Below are 18991 nucleotides of genomic sequence, written 5' to 3'. Positions count from 1 at the left end.
TGCCGGAGGTCTGATCCACGAGGCACCCCCTGGGGCCGGTCAGCGCTCCGGCGTGATCCAGCGCAGCAGCGCGTCGTGGATGGTGTCGTCGAGCCCGCACAGCGCCTCGATGGCGCCGAGGTCGCCGGGGAGGGGCGCGATGCCCGCCGTGGTGAGCGCGGCGTGCAGGTCGAGCCGGCGGCGGTCGGCGGGCGCCAGCGGGAAGGACAGACGGCTCTCCGGCGCCGGGGCGGGCAGGACGTAGTCGCCGAACTCCATGACCCCGCGGGTCATGGACGTCGCCTCGGGCTCGTCGGCCATGAGCATGGCGGGGAAACGGTACGGGTCGAGATCCAGCAGCTCAGCGGTGCCAGTGGCGAAACCCTGAAACCCGGTCATGAGTGCCTCCTCAGTTCGTGGTGCAACTGAGGAGGACGACTACGAAAGCACCCGGCGCAGTTGCGGTCCGCCCCGCCTTCCACCCGAATGTCCCCAACTCCATCTCGTCACACAAGAGATGAACCGACGGACGTCAGGACCGCCGACCCCGCCCGCGCGTGGTAGAACGTGACGGCGTCCCGGGCGTGAGGGCACGTCATGCAGTGGCCGCCGCCGCGACCACGCCCCAGTTCGGCACCGCCTTCACGACGCGTCGGATCAGCAGGAAGAACGCCTACAGCCCCGAGGACAGGACGATGGCCAGGGGCGGTGCCGCCGTCGCCCAGCGCCGGAGCGATCGCGCCGATCGGCGACATGATGAGCACCCACTACGTCACGTTGCCGACGCAGGCGCTCGCCCAGGAGCCGAACGCCGAGAAGAAGCCCAGGTACTCCCCGAAGCCCGGCTTCGCGTACGCGTACACACCGGCGTCCAGGTCCGGTCTGCGCACGGCCAGGGTCTGGAAGACGAAGGCGAGCATGAGCATCCCGAAGCCCGCGACCGCCCAGCGATGAGCGTCCCGGCGACACCCGTCTCCTGGGCGAAACGGCTCGGGAGGGAGAAGACCCGGTCAGGGTGGGCAGTGTCAGTGTGACCGCCGGTTCGCCGTCCGTGTCGGCGGGCCGCGCTTCGTCCGTCACCCGTTCCCCTTCGAGAGGGGGCGACGCCCGCCCTGAGCCGGCCCATCGAAGGGAAATCCAGCCTGAAATGATCATTTTTCTCCGATACGCACCGCGTCTCGACCCGGAGCGGACGGGCAGAGCCGGGGCGGGAACGGTGAGGGACTCACAGCATCACGTGCTTGACCTGGGTGTAGTCGAGCAGGCCCGACATCGAGAGATCGCTGCCGTGGCCCGAGTGCTTGACACCTCCGTGCGGCATCTCGGAGACGGTGGTGCCATGGGTGTTCACCCAGACGATGCCGGTGTGCAGGGCGCGGGTCGCGCGCATCGCGCGGTCGTGGTTCGCCGTCCACACACTGGCCGCGAGCCCGAACCGGACGTCGTCGGCCAGGCGCAGCGCCTCCGCCTCGTCCGCGAACGGCTGCACCGTCACGACCGGCCCGAAGATCTCCTCCTGCACGATCTCGTCCTCCTGGCGCACGCCGGCGACGACGGTGGGTTCGTGGAAGAAGCCGGGCCGGGGCGGCCGGACGCCACCGGTCACGATCTCGGCGTGCGCCGGAAGCCGTTCCAGCAGCCCCTGTACCGAGGCGAGTTGAGCGGCGCTGTTGAGCGGACCGACGTCGATCCCCGGCTCCTCCGGAGGGCCGGTGCGCAGCTTGCGGGCCTCCGCCGCGAAGGCGGCGAGGAACGCGTCGTGGACCCGGTGATGGACCAGGATCCGGGTGGGCGCGGTGCAGTCCTGGCCGGCGTTGTAGTAGGCGACGGCGGCGAGGGTGGCGGCGGTCGCCTCGACGTCCACGTCGTCGTGGACGAGGACCGGGGCGTTGCCGCCGAGCTCCAAGTGGACCCGCTTGAGGTCGGCGGCCGCGGCGGCCGCGATCTCCCGGCCCGCCCGGACACTGCCGGTGACGGCGATCAGGGCGACGTCGGGGTGGGCCGTGAGCGCGCGACCGGTGTCGCGGTCGCCGCAGACCACGTTGAGCACGCCCGGGGGCAGATGCTCCGCCGCGAGACGGGCGAGCAGCGCGGACGACGAGGGGGTGGTGTCGGCGGGCTTGAGCACGGTCGTGTTGCCTGCGGCGATCGCCGGGGCGATCTTCCACACGGCCATCATCAGCGGGTAATTCCACGGGGTGATCTGGGCGCAGACCCCGACCGGTTCCCGGCGCAGGAGCGAGGTGCGGCCCTCGGTGTACTCGGCGGCGGCGACACCGGGCAGGTTCCGGGCGGCTCCGGCGAAGAAGCGGAGGGTGTCGACGATCGCGGGGAGCTCCTCCGCCCTGAACTGGTGGGGAGGCTTGCCGGTGTCCCCGGTCTCGGCCGTCGTGAACGCGTCCGCGTGCTCCTCGACGGCGTCGGCGAGGCCGAGCAGGGCCCGCTGCCGCTCGACGGGCGTGGTCGTGGACCAGTGCCGGTACGCGGAGGCGGCGGCCGCGCAGGCGGCGTCGGTGTCGGCGCGGCCCGAGCGCGGGGCGTGGCGGTGCACGCGGCCGGTGGCGGGGTCGACCAGCTCCATCGTCGCGCCCGAGGCGGCGGGCCGGTCCGTGCCCGCGATGTGGTTCCGTACGGTCTCAGCCACGGCGCAGCGCCTCCCTGGCCGCGTCGCGTCCGGTGCGGACGGCGCCTTCCATGTAGCCGGCGACCCACTGGTCGGATCCGCAGACGTAGAAGCGGGGTTCGTGGGTGCCGTGGAGGGGGCCGACGGCCGTGACGTCGCCGGGGGTCCACTGGGTGACGTACCCCTGGGTCCACGGGTCGGTGCCCCACATCCGCACGAAGGCGGCGAGCGGCCGGTGCGCCGCGTCACCGTAGAGGCGGGCGATGTCGGCGAGGAGTTCGCCGGTCCGCAGTGCGGTGGGCATGCCGAGCAGGACGCCGAGCCTCTCGGGCGGTACGAGGGCGGAGAGGATGCCCTCGCTCTGCGGCCAGGTGCTGCCGAGGACGCCTTCGCACTCGGAGAGTCCGCTGCGGCCCAGGTCCCGCCAGAACGGCCGGTCGTACGCGGCGACGAACTTGGCGGCGAGCGCCTGGCGTTGGCGGTGCAGGGAGGCGAGGCGCTCCTCGGAGACGCCGGTGACGGCGACCGACCGGAGCGGGCCGACGGGCAGGGCGCTGACGACGGCGCCGGCGGTGAGGGTCTCGCCCCCGGCCAGCCGTACGGAGCAGCGGCCGGAACCTCGTACGGCGACCGCCTCCACGGGCGAGCCGGTGCGGATCCGCCCGCCGAGGGCGGCGGCCATGCGCAGGGCCACCGTCGCGGACCCCTCGGCCACCCGCAGCCCCTCCCAGGCCTCGTAGTCGTAGTGCTCGGGGCCCTCCCCCGCGACGGGTACGGCGGCGTGCTTGCGCAGGGCGGCGAGGAGTGAGGTGCGCTCGTACGAACCGTCGGCGAGGGCGAGTTGGCCGATCTCCCACAGCCGTACCACGGCCGGGGTCGCTCCCTCGGCACGCAGCCAGTCGGCGACGGAAAGCCGGTCGAGGGCGACGGCCTCGGGGTGGGCCCAGGGGTCGTCCGGGGCAACGGTGCGGGCGAGGGCGCGGAAGGCGGCGGTGACCTTCCGGTGGCAGGCGTCGTCGCCGGGGCCGAACCAGTGGGGTGGGTCGCCTGCGGAGACGCCTTCGGGGGTGGCGCGTGCGAGGGCGCCGGGCTCGGCGACGTAGCTGGGGGTCAGGGTGAGGCCCAGTTCGGCGGCCAGGGTCGTGTACGCGGTGTGGGCGCGGCCGACGACCTCTCCGCCGAGCTGGACCAGCCGCCCGTCGGGGAGTTCGGTCTGCTCGACGCGTCCGCCGACCCGCTCGCGGGCCTCGACGACGAGGACGTCGGCTCCGCCGGCGGCGAGGTCGCGTGCGGCGGTGAGGCCGGCCAGGCCGGCACCGAGCACGATGACGTCGTGGTTCATGGGGTGTTCCTTCGGTCGGTGCCGCTTCAGTCCAGGACGAGGCAGTGCTCGGGCCTCCAGCCGACCTCGACGTGTTCGCCGCCGCTCCAGCGGTCCTCCATGCGGGAGCGGTCGGTGTTCTGCTCCAGCACGGACACCGTGACGCCGGGAGCCAGTTCGATCAGGTAGGTGGTGGTCGGGCCGCAGTAGACCGTCTCCCGGACGACCCCGCTGACGCGGGCCATGTCGGGTTCCAGGTCGGAGAGCCAGATCTTCTCGGGTCGGATCGACAGGTTGACCCTGCTGCCGTCGGCGACGGCCGGCCGGTCGCCGACGGGGAGTTCGGGCCCGTCGTCGAGGACGACGCGGCCGGAACGGTAGGTGCCGGGGACGAGGTTGGAGGTGCCCATGAAGGAGGCGGTGAAGCTGCTCGTGGGGCGCTCGTAGACGTCCTCGGGGGTGCCGCACTGCTCGACGCGCCCGTCGTTCATCACGGCGAGGCGGTCGGACATGCTCAGCGCCTCGTCCTGATCGTGCGTGACGAAGACGAAGGTGATGCCGACCTCCCGCTGGATCTGCTTGAGCTCGACCTGCATGTGGCGGCGGAGTCTGAGGTCGAGTGCGGCCAGCGGTTCGTCGAGCAGGAGTACGTGCGGCCGGTTGACCAGGGCACGGGCGAGCGCGACCCGCTGCTTCTGGCCGCCGGAGAGGGTGGACGGCTTGCGGTCCGCCAGGTGCCCGAGCTGGACGAGGTCGAGCATGTCGGCGACGCGGTGCCGGATCTCGGCGCGGCCGACGCCCCGGCGCTTGAGGCCGAAGGCCACGTTGTCCGCGAGCGAGAGGTGGTCGAAGAGGGCGTAGCTCTGGAAGACCGTGTTGACGTTGCGCTTGTCGGGCGGCAGCCCGGTGACGTCCTGGCCGTCGAGGAGGACGCTGCCCTCGGTGGGGTCGGCGAAGCCTCCGATCATCCGCAGCAGGGTGGTCTTCCCGCAGCCGGACGGGCCGAGGAGGGAGAAGAACTCGCCCGGGGCGATGTCGAGTTCCACGTCGCGTACGGCGTACGTGCCGTCGCCGGAGGGGTACTGCTTGCTGACGCGGTCGAGCCGCACGGCGGGGGTCCGGACGTCGGGGTCCGGGACGTCGGGGTCGGAGTGCGCGGAGGTCGGGGCGTCGGGGTTCGGGTTCGCGGAGGTCGGGTGCATCGGTGTCACTTCCCGGAGAGCAGATCGAGGCCGCCGCGCCGCCCGAACAGGCGCGGGATGGCGAGTGCGAGGACGATGAGGCCGATGGACCCGGCCAGCATCAGCGTGCCGACGGCGTTGATGGTCGGCTGCACGCCGAACCGGATCGCCGAGTAGATGCGTACGGACAGGGGCTGCGGGTCGACGCCGGTGGTGAAGTAGGCGAGGACGAAGTCGTCGAAGACCAGGGCGAAGATCAGCACCGCCGACGCGAGGATGCTCGGGAGCAGCGCGGGCAGGGTGACCAGGCGCAAGGCCTGCCGGCGGGTGGCGCCGAGGTCCGTCGCCGCCTCCTCCACCTCCGGATTGAGCGCGGCGATCCGGGAACGGAGGATGACCGTCACGTACGAGATGGAGAAGGTGATCTCGGCGAGCATCACGGTCGTCGTGGACAGGGTGATGCCCAGGCCCTTGAAGAGGAGCATCGCCGCGACACCGGTCACGATCTCCGGTGTGATCAGCGGGACGAGCATCACCAGGCCGGCGAAGGAGCCGAGCCGGCTGCGGCCGCGCACGAGGCCCAGGGCCAGGGCGACGCCGAGGACGAGCGATCCCGCCATGGCGACCAGCGAGACCCGCAGGCTCATGCCGAGCGACGAGAGCAGCACGTCGTCGTGGACGAACGCCTCGTACCAGCGGAGGCTGACGTCCTCGAAGACCGTGAGGGACTTCTGCGAGTTGAAGGAGAACAGGACGACGACGCCGACGGGGAGGTAGAGGAGCGCGAAGAAGACGGCGGTGACCGCGACGGCGAACCGGGGCCGCCGTTCGGCGCCGCGGCGGCGGCGCTGCCGGGCGCTCATCGGACGGCCTCCGTCTCGTCCTTGCGGGTGCGTCGCAGGTACCCGAGCATCCCGAGGAACAGGACCGCCATGAGGAGCATGGTCAGGGCGGATCCGAGCGGCCAGTTCTGGCCCTGGAAGAACTTGTCCTGGATCAGGTTGCCGATCATGATCTGGTCGGGACCTCCCATGAGCTGGGCGCTGACGAAGTCCCCCATGGCGGGCAGGAAGACGAGGACGCAGCCGGCGGCCGCTCCCTGCCGGGTGGCGGGGACGGTGACGAAGAGGAAGGTGCGCAGGGGGCCGCCGTAGAGGTCGCGGCCCGCCTCGATGAGCGAGGTGTCCATGCGCTCCATCGCCGCGTAGAGCGGGATGATCATGAAGACGACGAAGCCGTAGACGAGTCCGGCGACGACGCCCGCACCGGTCTGGAGGATCTTGGTGCCGTCGTCGGCGAGACCGATGGCACGCAGGCCCTTCAGGAGCGGCCCGTCGTCGGAGAGGACGACGGACCAGCCGTACATCCGCACGAGGTAGTTGGCGAAGAACGGCACGACGATCGCGGCGATCAGCAGGTTCTTGAAGCGACCCCCGCGCAGCGCGATGGCGTAGGCGACGGGGTAGGCCACGGCCAGGCAGATCACACAGGTGATCAGCGCGTAGCCGAGGGAGCGCACCAGGACCGTGCTGTAGGCCGGGTCGGCCAGTGCGGTGATGTTCCCGAGGTCGAACCCGAAGCGCGGGTTGCCGAGCGGGTCGGTGGAGCCGAGCGAGAGCGTGGCCACCAGGAGGAGGGAGGCGACGAGGAAGCCCGTCATCCAGAGGGTTCCGGGGAGCATGAGCCAGGTCCACAGTCGGGGCTGCCTCCCGGCCGCCGCCCCGGATCGCTTGCCAGATGCCATGTCAGCCGGCCTTCACATCGGTCCAGGCGGCGTCGCGGGCCCGTTCTTGCTGGGTGTCGCCGTTACGGAAGAAGAGGTCGGCCTTGAGGTCGTCGGCGGTCACCGAGCACTGGGGGAACGGTTCGACGAGCGCGGCGTACGTGTCCTCGGTGCCGCGGACCGGCATCGGGTAGCCGATGTACTCGATGTTCTTCTTCACGTTCTCCGGCCGGAGCATGTAGTCGATGAAGAGCATCGCGGTCCCTGGATGCCGGGCGTCGGAGGGTATGGCGTAGCAGTCGGAGTTGACCGGGGCGCCCTCGCGGGCGACTTCGAAGCCGAAGACGTCCGGGTCCTCGGCCTGGGCGAGCATGGCGGCCATGTCGCCGCTCCAGGCCTGGGTCATGTCGGCGTTGCCGTTGAGCAGGTTGTTGTAGCTGTCGCTGGAGAAGCCGCGCAGGCGGGGGCGGAGCGTGCGCAGGGTGTCGGTGACGCGGGCGAGGTCCTCGCGGTCTCCGGTGGTGAGGTCCAGGCCGAGCTTGAGCGCGCCCAGGCCGAGCACCTCGTCGCGGTCGTCGAGGACGAAGACCTTTCCCTTGGCCTTGTCGTTCCACAGGTCGTTCCAGGAACCGGTGAGGTCGCCGAGCCGGTCCCGGCGCCAGCCGATCCCGGTCTTGTACATGGTGAAGGGGACCGTGTGCGCCGAGCGGGGGTCGTACCAGGGGTCGGCGAAGTAGTCGTAACCGCCGAACACGGCCTCGGCGTTGCGGAGCCGGGAGTGGTCGATCCTGCGCAGCCGGCCGCCGGCGACGAGGCGCTCGGCCCACTTCGCGGTGGGGAAGATGATGTCGTAGCGGTTTCCTGCGTTGAGCTTGGCCGCCATGCCTTCCATGGAGTCGTAGTTCGACTGGACGACCTTGACTCCGTATTCGTTCTGGAAGCCTTCGAAGACGGCGGGGTCGACGAAGTCGGCCCAGTTGAAGTAGACGAGATCGCCGTCGACCTTGGCGTCGACGGGGGTCTCGGCGCGCTCCTTGCCGGCCGGGTCGTCGGCGGAGCTGAAGCCGCAGCCGGCAGCGGTGAGGGCGACAGCGGCGGCGGTTCCGGCGCGGAGGAAGGAGCGACGGGTCGGGGGGAGTGCCTCGGGGGACATGGGGTCCTCTCCGTAGGGCCGCAGGGGGACGGCGGGAACGAGCGGGGCGTCGGGGCTCGGTCGTGGGTGGGGTGGGGGCACGGTCGCCGGCGGTGCGGGGGGAGTCGGTTGCGGCCGGTGAGAGCGTGCGGGAGGACGTGGGGCGTGGGCCTCGGCCGGGGCACGGGGGGGGCGGCCTGGCGGGAGCGTGGGGCCCCCTGAGGGAGGTGGCCTGGTGCGGGCGGGCCGTGCGGTGCGCGGGCCGGTCGGGGTTGCGCCGGTCGCGGCGCGGGCGTGTGCTCGGTGACGGCGTGCGGCCCGGTCTGCTTGTGTGCGCGTCGCGGCCGTCGGACCTCCTCGTACGGGGGCTGGACGGCGGTCCCGCTACGGCGCGGCGCCGTCGAGGTCGGCCCGCACGCGGTCGGCGAACCAGCCGACCGCCGACTCGCGGCGCGACAGCGGTCCGGGTTCGAACCCGGGCGTGGTGAGCCCCTTCTGGACACGGGCTACCAGCTCGGCGTCCTCGTCGTTGGTGATCCAGCCGATGTGGATGTTCAGGCGCCGGGCGAGCCGGGTGCGCAGTCCGGTGCCGCGGCGGGTGTAGAAGGCTCCGGGCACGGCCACGCGGTCCACCGCCGTGGGGATCGCGGTCCAGGCCAGCACGTGGTCGGGATAGAAGTCGATGAGGGTGTTCGGGTAGATGACCGCGTACCGCCAGACCCGGCGGTCCGCCTCGGCGAGGCCGGGCATGGGCGCGGCGATGCGCTGGTAGAGGCGTTCGGCCCAGTTCGAGGACGGCTTGTCGCGCAGCGGCGAGGCGAAGAGGGCGTAGGACTCCTCGATCTCATGCGTGTAGCCCTGGTAGTCGAGCAGCCGCATGAGGCCGGGGTGAGCCACCGGAACGTGGTACCCCTCCAGGTAGTTGTCGACGGCCACCTTCCAGTTGGCGTGCTGCACCTCCGCGCCGGCCAGGTCGTGGATACGGGCGCGGCCCACCGGCACCAGGTCGGCTCCGGCGTAGTGGCCGACCGCCGCTTCGAGCCCGGCGCAGCTCTCCGCCAGCGGTACCGCGTCGAGGTCGAGGTTGACGAAGACGAAGCCGAGGAAGGACTCGACGCGAGCGGGGAACAGGCCGAGCTTCGGCTTGTCGAGACAGGGGATCTGCCGTGCCTCCGGCGCGCCGACCAGGCTTCCGTCGAGGCGGTACGTCCAGCCGTGGTATGGGCAGCGGATCGCCTTGCCGGCCGGTTCGGGGGCGGTGACGAGGCGCGTGCCGCGGTGACGGCAGACGTTGAGGTGGGCGGCGAGGTCGCCGTCCTCGGTGCGGACCACCAGGACCTCCCGGTCCGCGACGGTGGCCGCGAGGCGGGCCCCCGGGTTCGGCAGGTCGGACTCGTGACAGACGAGCTGCCAGGACCTGCCGAACACATGCCGCGTCTCCGCGGCGGCGGTGGCGGGGTCGGTGTAGTAGCGCGCCGGAAGCGCGGGGGCCACCGGCGTCTCGGTGGCCGACGGCGCTCCGGCGGCCGACGGCGCTCCGGCGTCTCCTGATGCTTCGGTGACTGCCGGTGCTTGAGCGACTTCGGGTTTCTCCGGTGCTCTGGAGTACATCGGTGACTCCTCCGTGCCGCCGGTGCGGCGATCGGTATGGGCGTGCGATGTCGGTACGACCGAGCTGCGGACAGGCGGTCGGGGCGGGAAGCCGGACCGGGCTGACCGATTGGACAGCCAGATTGCTGGCTCGTTTCCGTCGGGTCAAGACTTGTTCACTGACCGATCGGTCAGCTAGCGTAATTCTTGCCTGACCGATCGGTCAGCAAACGTGTTCTCATGTCGCCGCCCCGGCGCTGCTCCTCATTCGCCCTGTTCACAGGCGTGGAAGCAGTGGGGCGGCCCGCCCGGCAGGCCGGGCCCCGCGCTCCTCGCGGTCTCGAACCCCTCCCCCTCGATCCATCCGTTCTCCTCGATCCCCCGACATCCGGCCGTCCCACCAGGTCGGCGCCCACGCACATCGAGCCATCGGCCTCCCCGTACCGAAGGCTCTCCGCGAGGCACCGGACCGGCAGGGCGGCACCCAACCTCCGGAGGCACGCATGAGCGGTCGTCGGCGTCTGGACTGGCTCGGGCTCACCCCCGAACCGGAGCGAGAACTCCCCACCGCGGTGGCCGCCCTGCGCGCCTCCGTACCCGGCGCGCCGACGCGGCGGGCGGAGGACCTGGCGGCGGCGGAGCGGCGGCGCGTCGAACGGCTGGTCCTGCGCGGAAGCCGTCACACCTGGCTCCGCTACCTCGCCGAGGTCACCGATCTGGTGACCGGCGTGGCCACCGGGTCGCGGGCGGGTGATCCCGCCGCGGCCCTGCTCGCCGGCGAGGTCGTCCTCGACCACCACCGCATGCTCATCGGCCTTCCCGGTCCTGGATACGGCCGCACGGCGGGCGACCGCGCCGCGCTGGAAGAGGCCGTACGGACCCTTCGCGGCCACACCCCCACGCCCACCCCCACCGGCCCCCAGGCCCCCACTCGGACAGGAGGCACCAGCCGATGACCACGATCCGGCTCCCGACGGCGAACCCGCCGGGCACCGTCCTCGGGGCCGCTCCGGGCCTGACGGAGACCGCCGACGACTACCGCGCCACCGGCGGCTACGACGGGGGCACCGCGCCCGACGACCTCCTCGCCCACCTCGCCGAATCCGGACTGCGCGGCCGCGGTGGCGCCGGATTTCCCGCCGCCGTCAAGCTGCGCTCCGTACGCGACCGCGGCGGCGCCCCCGTGGTCGTCGCCAACGGCGAGGAGGGCGAGCCCAGCTCGGTCAAGGACCGCTGGCTGCTGCGGGCCCGTCCCCATCTGGTCCTCGACGGGCTCGCCCGCGCCGCCTCGGTCATCGGGGCCGCACGCGGCATCGTGTACCTCTCCGACCCGGTGGCGGCCGGGAGCGTCCGCCGGGCCCTCGTCGAGCACCCGCCGCCCCTGCCCGTCGAGATCGTCGAGACCGGACACACCTATGTCGCCGGCGAGGAGACGGCGGTGGTCCGCAGGATCGACGGCGGACCCGCACTGCCCACGGCCAAGCCGCCCCGCCCCTTCGAGCACGGGGTCGGCGGTGAGCCCACCCTGGTCTCCAACGTCGAGACCCTCGCCCGGATCGCCCTCACGGCAGCCCGGCCCGACCTGCGGCGCTCCATCGCCCTCGGCACCTTGGTGACGCTCTCCGGCGGCCCGGTCGCCCCGGTGCTCACCGAAGTCCCGTACGGAGTCCCCCTGCGCGTACTGGCCGCCGAGCTCGGAGTACCCGACGCGACCGGAGCGCTGATGGGAGGGCTGTTCGGCGGACTCGTCGGCGCGGACGCCCTGGACCTCCCCCTGGAACCGGACGCGCTCACCGCCGCGGGCACCGCCCTTGGATGCGGAGCGATCCGCTTCCTCTCCCCCGGCGACTGCCCCGTGGCCGCCGCCGCCGACGCGGCCGCCCATCTCGCGGCCGAGAGCGCACGGCAGTGCGGGGTCTGCGTCTCCGGGACCCGGGCCGTCGGCGACGCCCTGGGCGCACTGGCCGCCGGAACCGCGGGCCCGGACACCGCCGACAGCCTGCACCGCTGGTCGCAGGGCCTGCCCGGACGCGGCGCCTGCGGGCTGCTCGACGCCTCCGCCGGTATCGCGGGCAGCCTGCTCCGCGCCTTCCCCCGGCTCGTCCGCTCCCATCTCGACGCGCCCTGCCCGCGATGTGCCGCCACTCCCCCGGACGGCCGCCGTCTGACCGTGTCCGTGCCACCGGCGGAAGCCGACGCCGGCCGCACCCGCGCCCCTCTCCCCTCCTCCGTCTCTCCGCTCCCCTCCCCGGTCTCGCCCCTCTCCTCCCCCGCCCTCCCGCTGCCCGCGCTGAAAGGAACGCCGTGAAACTCCTTCTGGACTCCACCCGCTGCCAGGGCTACGGACTGTGTCAGGAACCCGCGCCCGACCTGGTCGAACTCGACGAATGGGGTTACGCGCGGGTCATCGCCCTCGACGTCCCGTCCGGTCCCGAGGCCGCCGCCCGCGCCCGTGCCTGCGTCGAGAGCTGCCCCAACTCCGCCCTCCGCGTGGAGGGATGACATGGCACGCGACCTGACCGCCCTGTTCGACCCCGGCTCCGTCGCCGTCGTCGGCGCGAGCGACGACCCGGCGAAGTACGGCCACGCGGTGGCCTCCCAGGCGCTGCGCGCTCCGGACCGAAGGCCCGTGCACCTGGTCAACCGCCGCGGCGGCACCGTCCTCGGCAGGACGGCGGCCACCTCCCTCACCGCGATCGGCGAGCCCGTCGACCTGGTCGTGATCTCCGTGCCCGGCGCCGGCTTCGAGGCCGCCGTCGACGAGGCCCTCGCCTGCGGGGCGAAGGCGATCGTCGCCATCACCGCGGGCTTCGCGGAGGCGGGCCCCGCGGGCCTCGCCCGGCAGCGGGCGGTCGCCGCCCGGGTACGCGCCGCCGGAGCCGTCCTCGTCGGGCCCAACTGCCTGGGCATCGCCGACAACACCACGGAGCTGTACCTCGCCTCCGACCGTTTCGCCCCCGGCGGTGTCGCCCTGCTCAGCCAGAGCGGCAACCTCGCTCTCGAACTCCAGCTCCGGGGCGAGCCGCACGGCCTCGGGTTCTCCCGCTTCGTCTCCCTCGGCAACCAGGCCGACGTCACGCTCGTCGACCTCGTCGAGGACTGCGCCCGCCACGACGCCACGTCGGCCATCGCGGTGTACGCCGAGGACTTCGGCGACGGCCGGGCGTTCGCGGCGGCCGCCGCCGCGGCGGGCAAGCCGGTGGTGCTGCTCACCGCCGGCCGGGGCACCGCCTCCGCGCGCAGCGCCCAGTCGCACACCGGGGCCCTCACCACCTCGTCCGACGTGGTGGCCGCCGCCTGCCGGGACGCGGGCGTCGAACTCGTCCGTACACCACGGGAGATGACCGTGGTCCTGGCCGCGCTGGGCACGGGGCCTCGCACCACCCGACCGCGTCCGGCCGGCCGGCGTACCGCGGTCTTCACCGACGGCGGCGGTCACGGCGCGATCGCGGCGGACGCCGCCGAGGACGCCGGGCTCGACGTGCCGGAACTCGGCGGGCCGGCCCAGGACAGGCTGCGGGCCGTGCTCTGGGAGCAGTCCTCGGTCGGCAACCCCGTCGATCTGGCGGGGATGGGCGAGCAGCGCCCCCTGTCGTACGCCGACACGGTCGGGGAACTCCTCGCCGCCGACGAGGTCGACGCCGTGCTGATGACCGGGTACTTCGGCGGCTACGCCGCGTCCGACGGCGGTCTGGGCGGCGGTCCGGCCGGCGGTTCCGTACTCGCGGACGGCGAGACCCGCGCCGCCAAGGAGATCGCCGCGCGCCTCGCCGTCGCGCCGAAGCCGCTCGTCGTGCAGTCGATGTACCCGCGGTCGCCGAGCTGCCGGGTGCTCGCCGAGGCCGGGGTTCCGGTGTTCGGTGCCACCGAGGACGCGGCCCGCGCGCTGGCGGCGATGACCGGCCGGGCGGCGGCCGGCACGAGTGACGTCCCACCGCTGCCGCCCGTCGCCGAACCGTTGCGGGAGCCGGGCTATCACGGGGTGCGGGCGCTGCTCGCCACCGCCGGCGTGCCGTTCCCGGCGGCGCGCGAGATCACGGACGAGGCCGGACTGCTGGCCGCGGCCGCCGAGTTCGACGGACCGTACGTACTCAAGGCCCTGCACGTCCTGCACAAGTCCGACGCCGGCGGTGTGGCGCTGCGGCTACCCGACCGCGACGCCCTCCTCGCCGCGTACCGGGAGATGCGGTCCCGGCTCGGGGCGCCCGCCTACTCGGTCGAGGCGATGGCCGACCTGTCGGACGGTGTCGAGCTGATCGTGGGCGTGAACCGGGATCCGAGGTTCGGGCCGGTCGCCCTGGTCGGGCTCGGCGGGGTGCTCACCGAGACGCTCCGGGACGTGGCCTTCGCCCTCGCGCCCGTACCGGCGTCGCGGGCCGAAGCCCTGCTGCGCGGCCTGCGCAGCGCCGCGCTGCTGGACGGCGTGCGCGGGCGGCCGGCCGTCGACGTGGCCGCGGCCGCGGCCGTCGTCGAGCGCATCACCACCGTTGCCGCCGCGCACCCGGAGATCGCCGAACTGGAGGTCAACCCGCTGCTCGTACGCCCGGACGGGGCACTCGCCCTGGACGCCCGCGCGGTCCTCGCCCCGCCCGCCGATTCCGCGTCGGCCGCCGATTCCGCCCCGCCCGCCGATCTCGCCCGGCCCGCCGATCCGCGCTGACGCCGGCTGCCGGACCCACCACCCCGCCATCTGTGCCCTGGAGGACACATGGATTTCCGCTACACACCCGAACAGGCCGAGCTGAAGGGCCGCGCCGCCGCCTACACGCGCCTCCTGATGACGTACGAGGACCAGGCCGAGGAGGCGGGCGGCCCGCTGCCCGCCGACACGGTCCGCGAGCTGACCCGCGCCGCGATCGACGCCGGGGTCTACGCCATCAACATGCCGGCCGAGTGGGGCGGCGCGGGCCTCTCCCTGCTGGACCAGGTCATCGTCGAGGAGGAGTTCGGCAAGGTCACCAACTGCCTCTGGGACATCCCCTGGCGGCCCGCGAACGTCCTCGCGTACGGCACCGAGGAGCAGCGGGAGAAGTACCTGCTGCCGGTCATCCGGGGCGAGCGGTTCGACGCGTTCGCGGTGACGGAGCCCGGCGCGGGCTCCGACCCGGCCTCCGGCACGAGCACGGCGACCCGGACCGAGGGCGGCTGGCTCCTCAACGGCGAGAAGTGGTTCGTGACCTGCGGTGACATCGCGGACTTCCTGCTCGTTCAGGCCGACGCGGGACCCGAGCGGGCGGCGACGCTGTTCTTCGTGGACAAGCACGCGCCGGGTGTGGCGATGACCCGTGTCCCCCGCTTCATGCACTCCGCGGTCAACGGGCATCCCGAGTTCACGTTCACCGACGTCTTCGTCGTCGACGAGGACGTGCTCGGCGGCGTCGGCAACGGCTACGAACTGACCAAGGAGTGGTTCACGGACGAGCGGCTGATGATCGCCGCCCGTACCGTCGGCGCCGCCGAGCGGGCCCTGGAGCTCGCCCGGGACTGGGCCGTCGAACGGCGCCAGTTCGGCTCCCCCATCGCCGACTTCCAGCTCGTCCAGGGCATGCTCGCCGATTGCGCCGTGGACATCGCCGTCAACCGCGCCTACACCCACCAGGTCGCCTGGGAGGCCGACCGGCCGGACGCCGATCCCAAGACGCTGCACGCCAAGGCGTCGACGGCCAAGCTCGCGGCGAGCGAGGCCGCGGGGCGGGTCGTCGACCGGTGCGTCCAGATCTTCGGCGGCCGCGGCTACGACCGCACGTACCCGGTCGAGCGCATGTACCGCGAACTGCGCGTCGACCGGATCTGGGAGGGCACCTCCGAGATCCAGCGCCTGATCATCGCCAACGAGCTGATCAAGCGCGGCACCCGGGCCCTCGCCCTTCCCCACTCCTGACGACCGCTCGCCCGCCCACCCCGACCCAGAGGACAGACACACCCATGGACTTCCGCCTCACCGCCCGCCAGGAAGAGCTCCGGGACGCGGCGCGCGCCCTCACCGACGTCATCATGAAGTACGAACTCGACTGCGAGGAGAACAACGGGCTGCCCCCTCGGGCCCACGCCGAGATCCGCGACGCCGTCCTCGACAGCGGGCTCCAGGCGGTCAACATGCCGCGGGAATGGGGCGGCGCCGGGCTCACGATCCTGGAGCAGGTGACGGTCCAGGCGGAGCTCGGACGGCTCACCGGCGCGCTGTGGGACATGGTGTGGCGCCCGGCCAACGCGCTCTCCTACTGCACCCCGGAGCAGCGCGAGCGGTACCTCGTCCCCGTGATCAGGGGGCAGCGCCGGGACTGCTACGCGGTGACCGAGCCGGAGGCCGGCTCCGACCCGCAGAGCCTGCGCACCACCGCGACCCGGGCCGACGGGGGCTGGGTGCTGAACGGCGAGAAGTGGTTCGTCACCGTCGGCGACCACGCCGACTTCATGATCGTGCTCGCGGCCGCCGGGGAGGAGCGCGCTCCGACCCTGTTCCTCGTCGACAAGGACACGGCGGGCATCGAGATGACGCGGGTGCCGCGCTGGATGCACACCTTCGTGTACGAGCACCCCGAGTTCACCTTCACCGAGGTCTTCGTACCCGACGACGCGGTGCTCGGCGAGGTGGGCCAGGGCTACGACATCACCCGCTCCTGGTTCACGGAGGAGCGGCTGATGATCGCCGCGCGGACGATCGGAGCGGCGGAACGAGGCCTGGAACTGGCCCGTGACTGGGCGGTGGAGCGGCGCCAGTTCGGCTCCCGCATCGCCGACTTCCAGCTGATCCAGGGCATGCTCGCCGACTCCGCCGTCGACATCGCCGTCAACCGCGCCTACACCCACCAGGTCGCCTGGGAGGTCGACGAGGGGCTGGCCGACCGCAAGACGCTGCACGCCAAGGCGGCCATCGCCAAGCTGGCGGCGAGCGAGGCGTCCGGCCGGGTGATCGACCGGTGCCTGCAGATCTTCGGAGGCCGGGGCTACGACCGCTCGTACCCGGTCGAGCGGCTCTACCGCGAACTGCGCGTGGACCGGATCTGGGAGGGCACCTCCGAGATCCAGCGTCTGATCATCGCGGGCGAACTGGTCAAGCGGGGTACGGGCGTCCTGCACATGCCGTCCGCCGGATAGACGCCTTCTCCCGGGTGGTCCGGCCGGCGCCCGGCGGCTCGATGCTCCGCGCCGCCGTCCGGACCACCCGCACCTCGTACGCGTACGCAACAGCCGAGGCACCACAGGATCAGGGGAGGGAGGACGCACCGGTGACGGACGTCGAGCGGGTCGGGGTCGTGGGCTGCGGACTGATGGGTTCCGGTATCGCGGAGGTCTGCGCCCGCGCCGGGCGGGACGTCGTGGTGGTCGAGTCGGGCCGTACGGCCGCGGCAGCCGGCCGGGAGCGGATCGCGCGTTCCCTGGAACGCGCCGCGGCATCGGGAAGGCTGACGGCCGCCGAACGGGACGCCGCCCTCGGCCGGATCACGGTGACCACCGAGATGGAGCGCATCACGGACCGGGACCTCGTCGTCGAGGCGGTGGCGGAGGACGAGCGGGCGAAGCTGGAGGTCTTCGCCGTGCTCGACCGGACGGTGGAGCGGCGGGACGCCGTCCTGGCGACGAACACCTCCTCCATCCCGGTCATCCGTCTGGCGGCCGCCACCTCGCGGCCGGCGCAGGTCGTCGGCCTCCACTTCTTCAACCCGGTGCCGGTGCTTCCCCTGGTCGAGCTGGTCCCCTCCCTGCTGACCGGTGAGGAGACGGTCCGGCGGGCGCGGGCGTTCGCCGTGGAGGTCCTGGGCAAGGAGGTCGTCCGCGCCCAGGACCGGGCGGGGTTCGTCGTGAACGCCCTCCTCGTGCCGTATCTGCTGGCCGCCGTACGCATGGCCGAGTGCGGGACGGCGTCGGCCGAGGACATCGACCGGGGCATGACCCTGGGCTGCGCGCATCCCCTGGGCCCGCTCGCCCTTGCCGACCTCATCGGCCTGGACACGGTGCAGGCCATCGCACGATCGATGTACGCGGAGTACCGGGAGCCCCTCTACGCCCCGCCGCCGCTCCTCGCCCGCATGGTCGACGCGGGTCTGCTGGGCCGCAAGACGGGCCGGGGCTTCCACACCTACGGCGGCCGGGCAAGCGCGATGCGCGAGAATGACGGAGTGGCGGACCGGGCGACCGGGTCCGCCCGCCCGGTCCACGGACACCGACACGGGGAGCAGCCGACGTGACCAAGGCCGAACGCGCACTGGAGACGCGAGAGCGCATCCTCACGGCCGCGTGCGAAGTCATCGCCGACATCGGCTTCGAGAACGTCAGCATGCGCAAGGTCGCCGAGCACGCCGGAGTGTCGAAGGCCCTGCTGCACTATCACTTCGACACCCGGGAGAAGCTCTTCGCCGACGCGATGACGCACTCCTTCGCCCAGACCGGTACGGAGGCCGAGGACGGCGCCGAAGCGGTCCCGGCGGCCGTCGCCCTGGCCCGCATCCTACGGAGCATGCTGCCGACGGACGCGGAGCTGCGCCAGGACTGGAAGCTCTGGCAGGAGCTGTGGGTGCGGGCCCTGCGCGACACGGCGGCCCGCGATCTGGCCGTCGACCTGTACGACCAGCTGCATGTCTGGGTCGGCGGTGCGGTGCAACGCGGCGTCGCGTCCGGGGAGTTCGCCGACTGCGACGTCGACGCGCTGTGCACGCAGGTGCTGGCCCTCTGCGACGGCCTCGGCATCCGTCTGATGCTGGACGACCCCCGCGTGGACCTCGCGACGGCCCGCTCGACGATCTGGGGAACGATCGCCCCGACGCTCGGCATCGACCCCGCGTTCCCCGAGGTCTGAGGGGTTCAGTCGGCCGGGTCGGCCGTGAGGGCGGCGGCGGCCGCGAAGAGGCGGGCACAGCGCCGGGTCATGGCCTCGGGGGACTCGTCGGGGTGCTTGACCCACCAGCGGACGAGGGTGGCGACCAGGTCGCGCCAGACGTACCGGAGCGCGTCCGCGTCCGACGGGTCGGTGGATCCGGCCGCGCGGAGCAGGTCGGCGGTGCCGCCGGCCGCGAGCCGGTCGATGGCCGTCCAGTACTCGGCGGCCCGGCGCGCGGCCTCGCCACCGGCCGGCAGTGAGGTGTCGTAGAGGACGAACCACGCCTCCCGCTGCCCTTCCAGCGCGGTGAAGATGCTGTCCAGCACGCGCAGGGGCGTCTGCCCGGTGGTCCCGTGCTCGCCCATCGCCGTGCGGATGGTGTCCAGGAGCCGGTCCCCGACCGGTACGAGACAGGCGAGGTACAGGTCCTCCTTCGTACCGAAGTACTGGTGCAGCAGCGTCTTCGTGACGCCGACGCGCTCCGCGATCGCGGCGAGCGAGGCGGCCGCGTAGCCGCGCGTGCCGAACTCCTCCGTGGCGGCCTCCAGCATCTGCTGCTGACGGTGCTGCCGCGGAACTCCCTTGGTGCCTGCCTTCGAGCGGGGGGTTGCCATGCGCCGATAT

General features: G+C 72.8%; 17 protein-coding genes and 1 pseudogene. 8 read left to right on the top strand and 10 right to left on the bottom strand.

Annotated elements, in window-relative coordinates; genetic code table 11:
* Window positions 1-39 precede the first annotated feature (39 nt).
* The 9 genes and pseudogenes from ACZ3IJ_RS02185 to ACZ3IJ_RS02145 form a co-directional block, all read right to left on the bottom strand.
* Complete coding sequence (locus ACZ3IJ_RS02185; protein WP_391796430.1) at window positions 40-378, bottom strand: hypothetical protein; 339 nt, start codon at window positions 376-378, stop codon at window positions 40-42.
* Window positions 379-655: 277 nt separating this feature from the next.
* A pseudogene (locus tag ACZ3IJ_RS02180) lies at window positions 656-985 on the bottom strand (amino acid permease); the annotation flags it as partial.
* Between the two features lie 219 nt (window positions 986-1204).
* Window positions 1205-2623 (bottom strand): aminobutyraldehyde dehydrogenase, encoded by a 1419-nt coding sequence (locus tag ACZ3IJ_RS02175; RefSeq protein WP_467465731.1) that lies wholly within the window; start codon window positions 2621-2623, stop codon window positions 1205-1207.
* A complete protein-coding gene (locus ACZ3IJ_RS02170) occupies window positions 2616-3944 on the bottom strand; it encodes a flavin monoamine oxidase family protein (RefSeq protein ID WP_467465730.1) in 1329 nt (442 codons plus the stop codon). Before ACZ3IJ_RS02170 ends, ACZ3IJ_RS02175 begins: the two co-directional genes overlap by 8 nt.
* A gap of 26 nt (window positions 3945-3970) precedes the next feature.
* Window positions 3971-5125, bottom strand: coding sequence for an ABC transporter ATP-binding protein (locus ACZ3IJ_RS02165; protein ID WP_467465729.1), 1155 nt, complete (start codon window positions 5123-5125; stop codon window positions 3971-3973).
* A 5-nt stretch (window positions 5126-5130) separates the two neighbouring features.
* Window positions 5131-5967 carry an ABC transporter permease gene (locus tag ACZ3IJ_RS02160; protein ID WP_467465728.1) on the bottom strand — a complete coding sequence of 279 codons (837 nt, stop codon included), beginning with the start codon at window positions 5965-5967 and terminating at the stop codon, window positions 5131-5133.
* Complete coding sequence (locus tag ACZ3IJ_RS02155; protein WP_467465727.1) at window positions 5964-6785, bottom strand: ABC transporter permease; 822 nt, start codon at window positions 6783-6785, stop codon at window positions 5964-5966. Before ACZ3IJ_RS02155 ends, ACZ3IJ_RS02160 begins: the two co-directional genes overlap by 4 nt.
* 64 nt (window positions 6786-6849) lie before the next feature.
* The gene (locus ACZ3IJ_RS02150; protein ID WP_467465726.1) at window positions 6850-7980 is read right to left on the bottom strand and encodes a polyamine ABC transporter substrate-binding protein; all 1131 of its coding nucleotides are present in this window, start codon (window positions 7978-7980) and stop codon (window positions 6850-6852) included.
* Between the two features lie 363 nt (window positions 7981-8343).
* The gene (locus ACZ3IJ_RS02145) at window positions 8344-9570 is read right to left on the bottom strand and encodes an aromatic ring-hydroxylating oxygenase subunit alpha (RefSeq protein WP_467465725.1); all 1227 of its coding nucleotides are present in this window, start codon (window positions 9568-9570) and stop codon (window positions 8344-8346) included.
* 482 nt (window positions 9571-10052) lie between these two features.
* Here ACZ3IJ_RS02145 and ACZ3IJ_RS02140 point away from each other — a divergent pair, with 482 nt between their 5' ends.
* The 8 genes from ACZ3IJ_RS02140 (at window position 10053) to ACZ3IJ_RS02105 (ending at window position 18346) form a co-directional block, all read left to right on the top strand.
* Window positions 10053-10505, top strand: coding sequence for a hypothetical protein (locus tag ACZ3IJ_RS02140; protein ID WP_467465724.1), 453 nt, complete (start codon window positions 10053-10055; stop codon window positions 10503-10505).
* Window positions 10502-11857 (top strand): NADH-ubiquinone oxidoreductase-F iron-sulfur binding region domain-containing protein, encoded by a 1356-nt coding sequence (locus tag ACZ3IJ_RS02135; RefSeq protein WP_467465723.1) that lies wholly within the window; start codon window positions 10502-10504, stop codon window positions 11855-11857. The genes ACZ3IJ_RS02140 and ACZ3IJ_RS02135 overlap by 4 nt, the downstream gene beginning before the upstream one ends.
* Window positions 11854-12051 carry a ferredoxin gene (locus tag ACZ3IJ_RS02130; protein ID WP_467465722.1) on the top strand — a complete coding sequence of 66 codons (198 nt, stop codon included), beginning with the start codon at window positions 11854-11856 and terminating at the stop codon, window positions 12049-12051. The genes ACZ3IJ_RS02135 and ACZ3IJ_RS02130 overlap by 4 nt, the downstream gene beginning before the upstream one ends.
* Window position 12052: 1 nt before the next feature.
* Window positions 12053-14209: an acetate--CoA ligase family protein gene (locus tag ACZ3IJ_RS02125; RefSeq protein WP_467465721.1), complete on the top strand. Its 2157-nt coding sequence runs from the start codon at window positions 12053-12055 to the stop codon at window positions 14207-14209.
* A 48-nt stretch (window positions 14210-14257) separates the two neighbouring features.
* Entirely contained in the window at window positions 14258-15430 is a 1173-nt protein-coding gene (locus tag ACZ3IJ_RS02120; protein ID WP_467465720.1) for an acyl-CoA dehydrogenase family protein, read from the top strand.
* 44 nt (window positions 15431-15474) lie between these two features.
* Window positions 15475-16647, top strand: a complete 1173-nt coding sequence (locus ACZ3IJ_RS02115) for an acyl-CoA dehydrogenase family protein (protein WP_467465719.1) — start codon at window positions 15475-15477, stop codon at window positions 16645-16647.
* Between the two features lie 131 nt (window positions 16648-16778).
* Window positions 16779-17738 (top strand): 3-hydroxybutyryl-CoA dehydrogenase, encoded by a 960-nt coding sequence (locus ACZ3IJ_RS02110; protein WP_467465718.1) that lies wholly within the window; start codon window positions 16779-16781, stop codon window positions 17736-17738.
* On the top strand, window positions 17735-18346 hold the full coding sequence (locus ACZ3IJ_RS02105) for a TetR/AcrR family transcriptional regulator (protein WP_467465716.1): 612 nt from the start codon (window positions 17735-17737) through the stop codon (window positions 18344-18346). The genes ACZ3IJ_RS02110 and ACZ3IJ_RS02105 overlap by 4 nt, the downstream gene beginning before the upstream one ends.
* A gap of 5 nt (window positions 18347-18351) precedes the next feature.
* Here the strand turns inward: ACZ3IJ_RS02105 and ACZ3IJ_RS02100 are convergent, their stop codons facing one another.
* Window positions 18352-18981 (bottom strand): TetR/AcrR family transcriptional regulator, encoded by a 630-nt coding sequence (locus ACZ3IJ_RS02100; RefSeq protein WP_467465715.1) that lies wholly within the window; start codon window positions 18979-18981, stop codon window positions 18352-18354.
* Window positions 18982-18991: the final 10 nt, after the last annotated feature.

This window comes from Streptomyces sp. NPDC013317, assembly GCF_055563155.1.
This window is presented reverse-complemented; position numbering and strand designations above follow the sequence as displayed.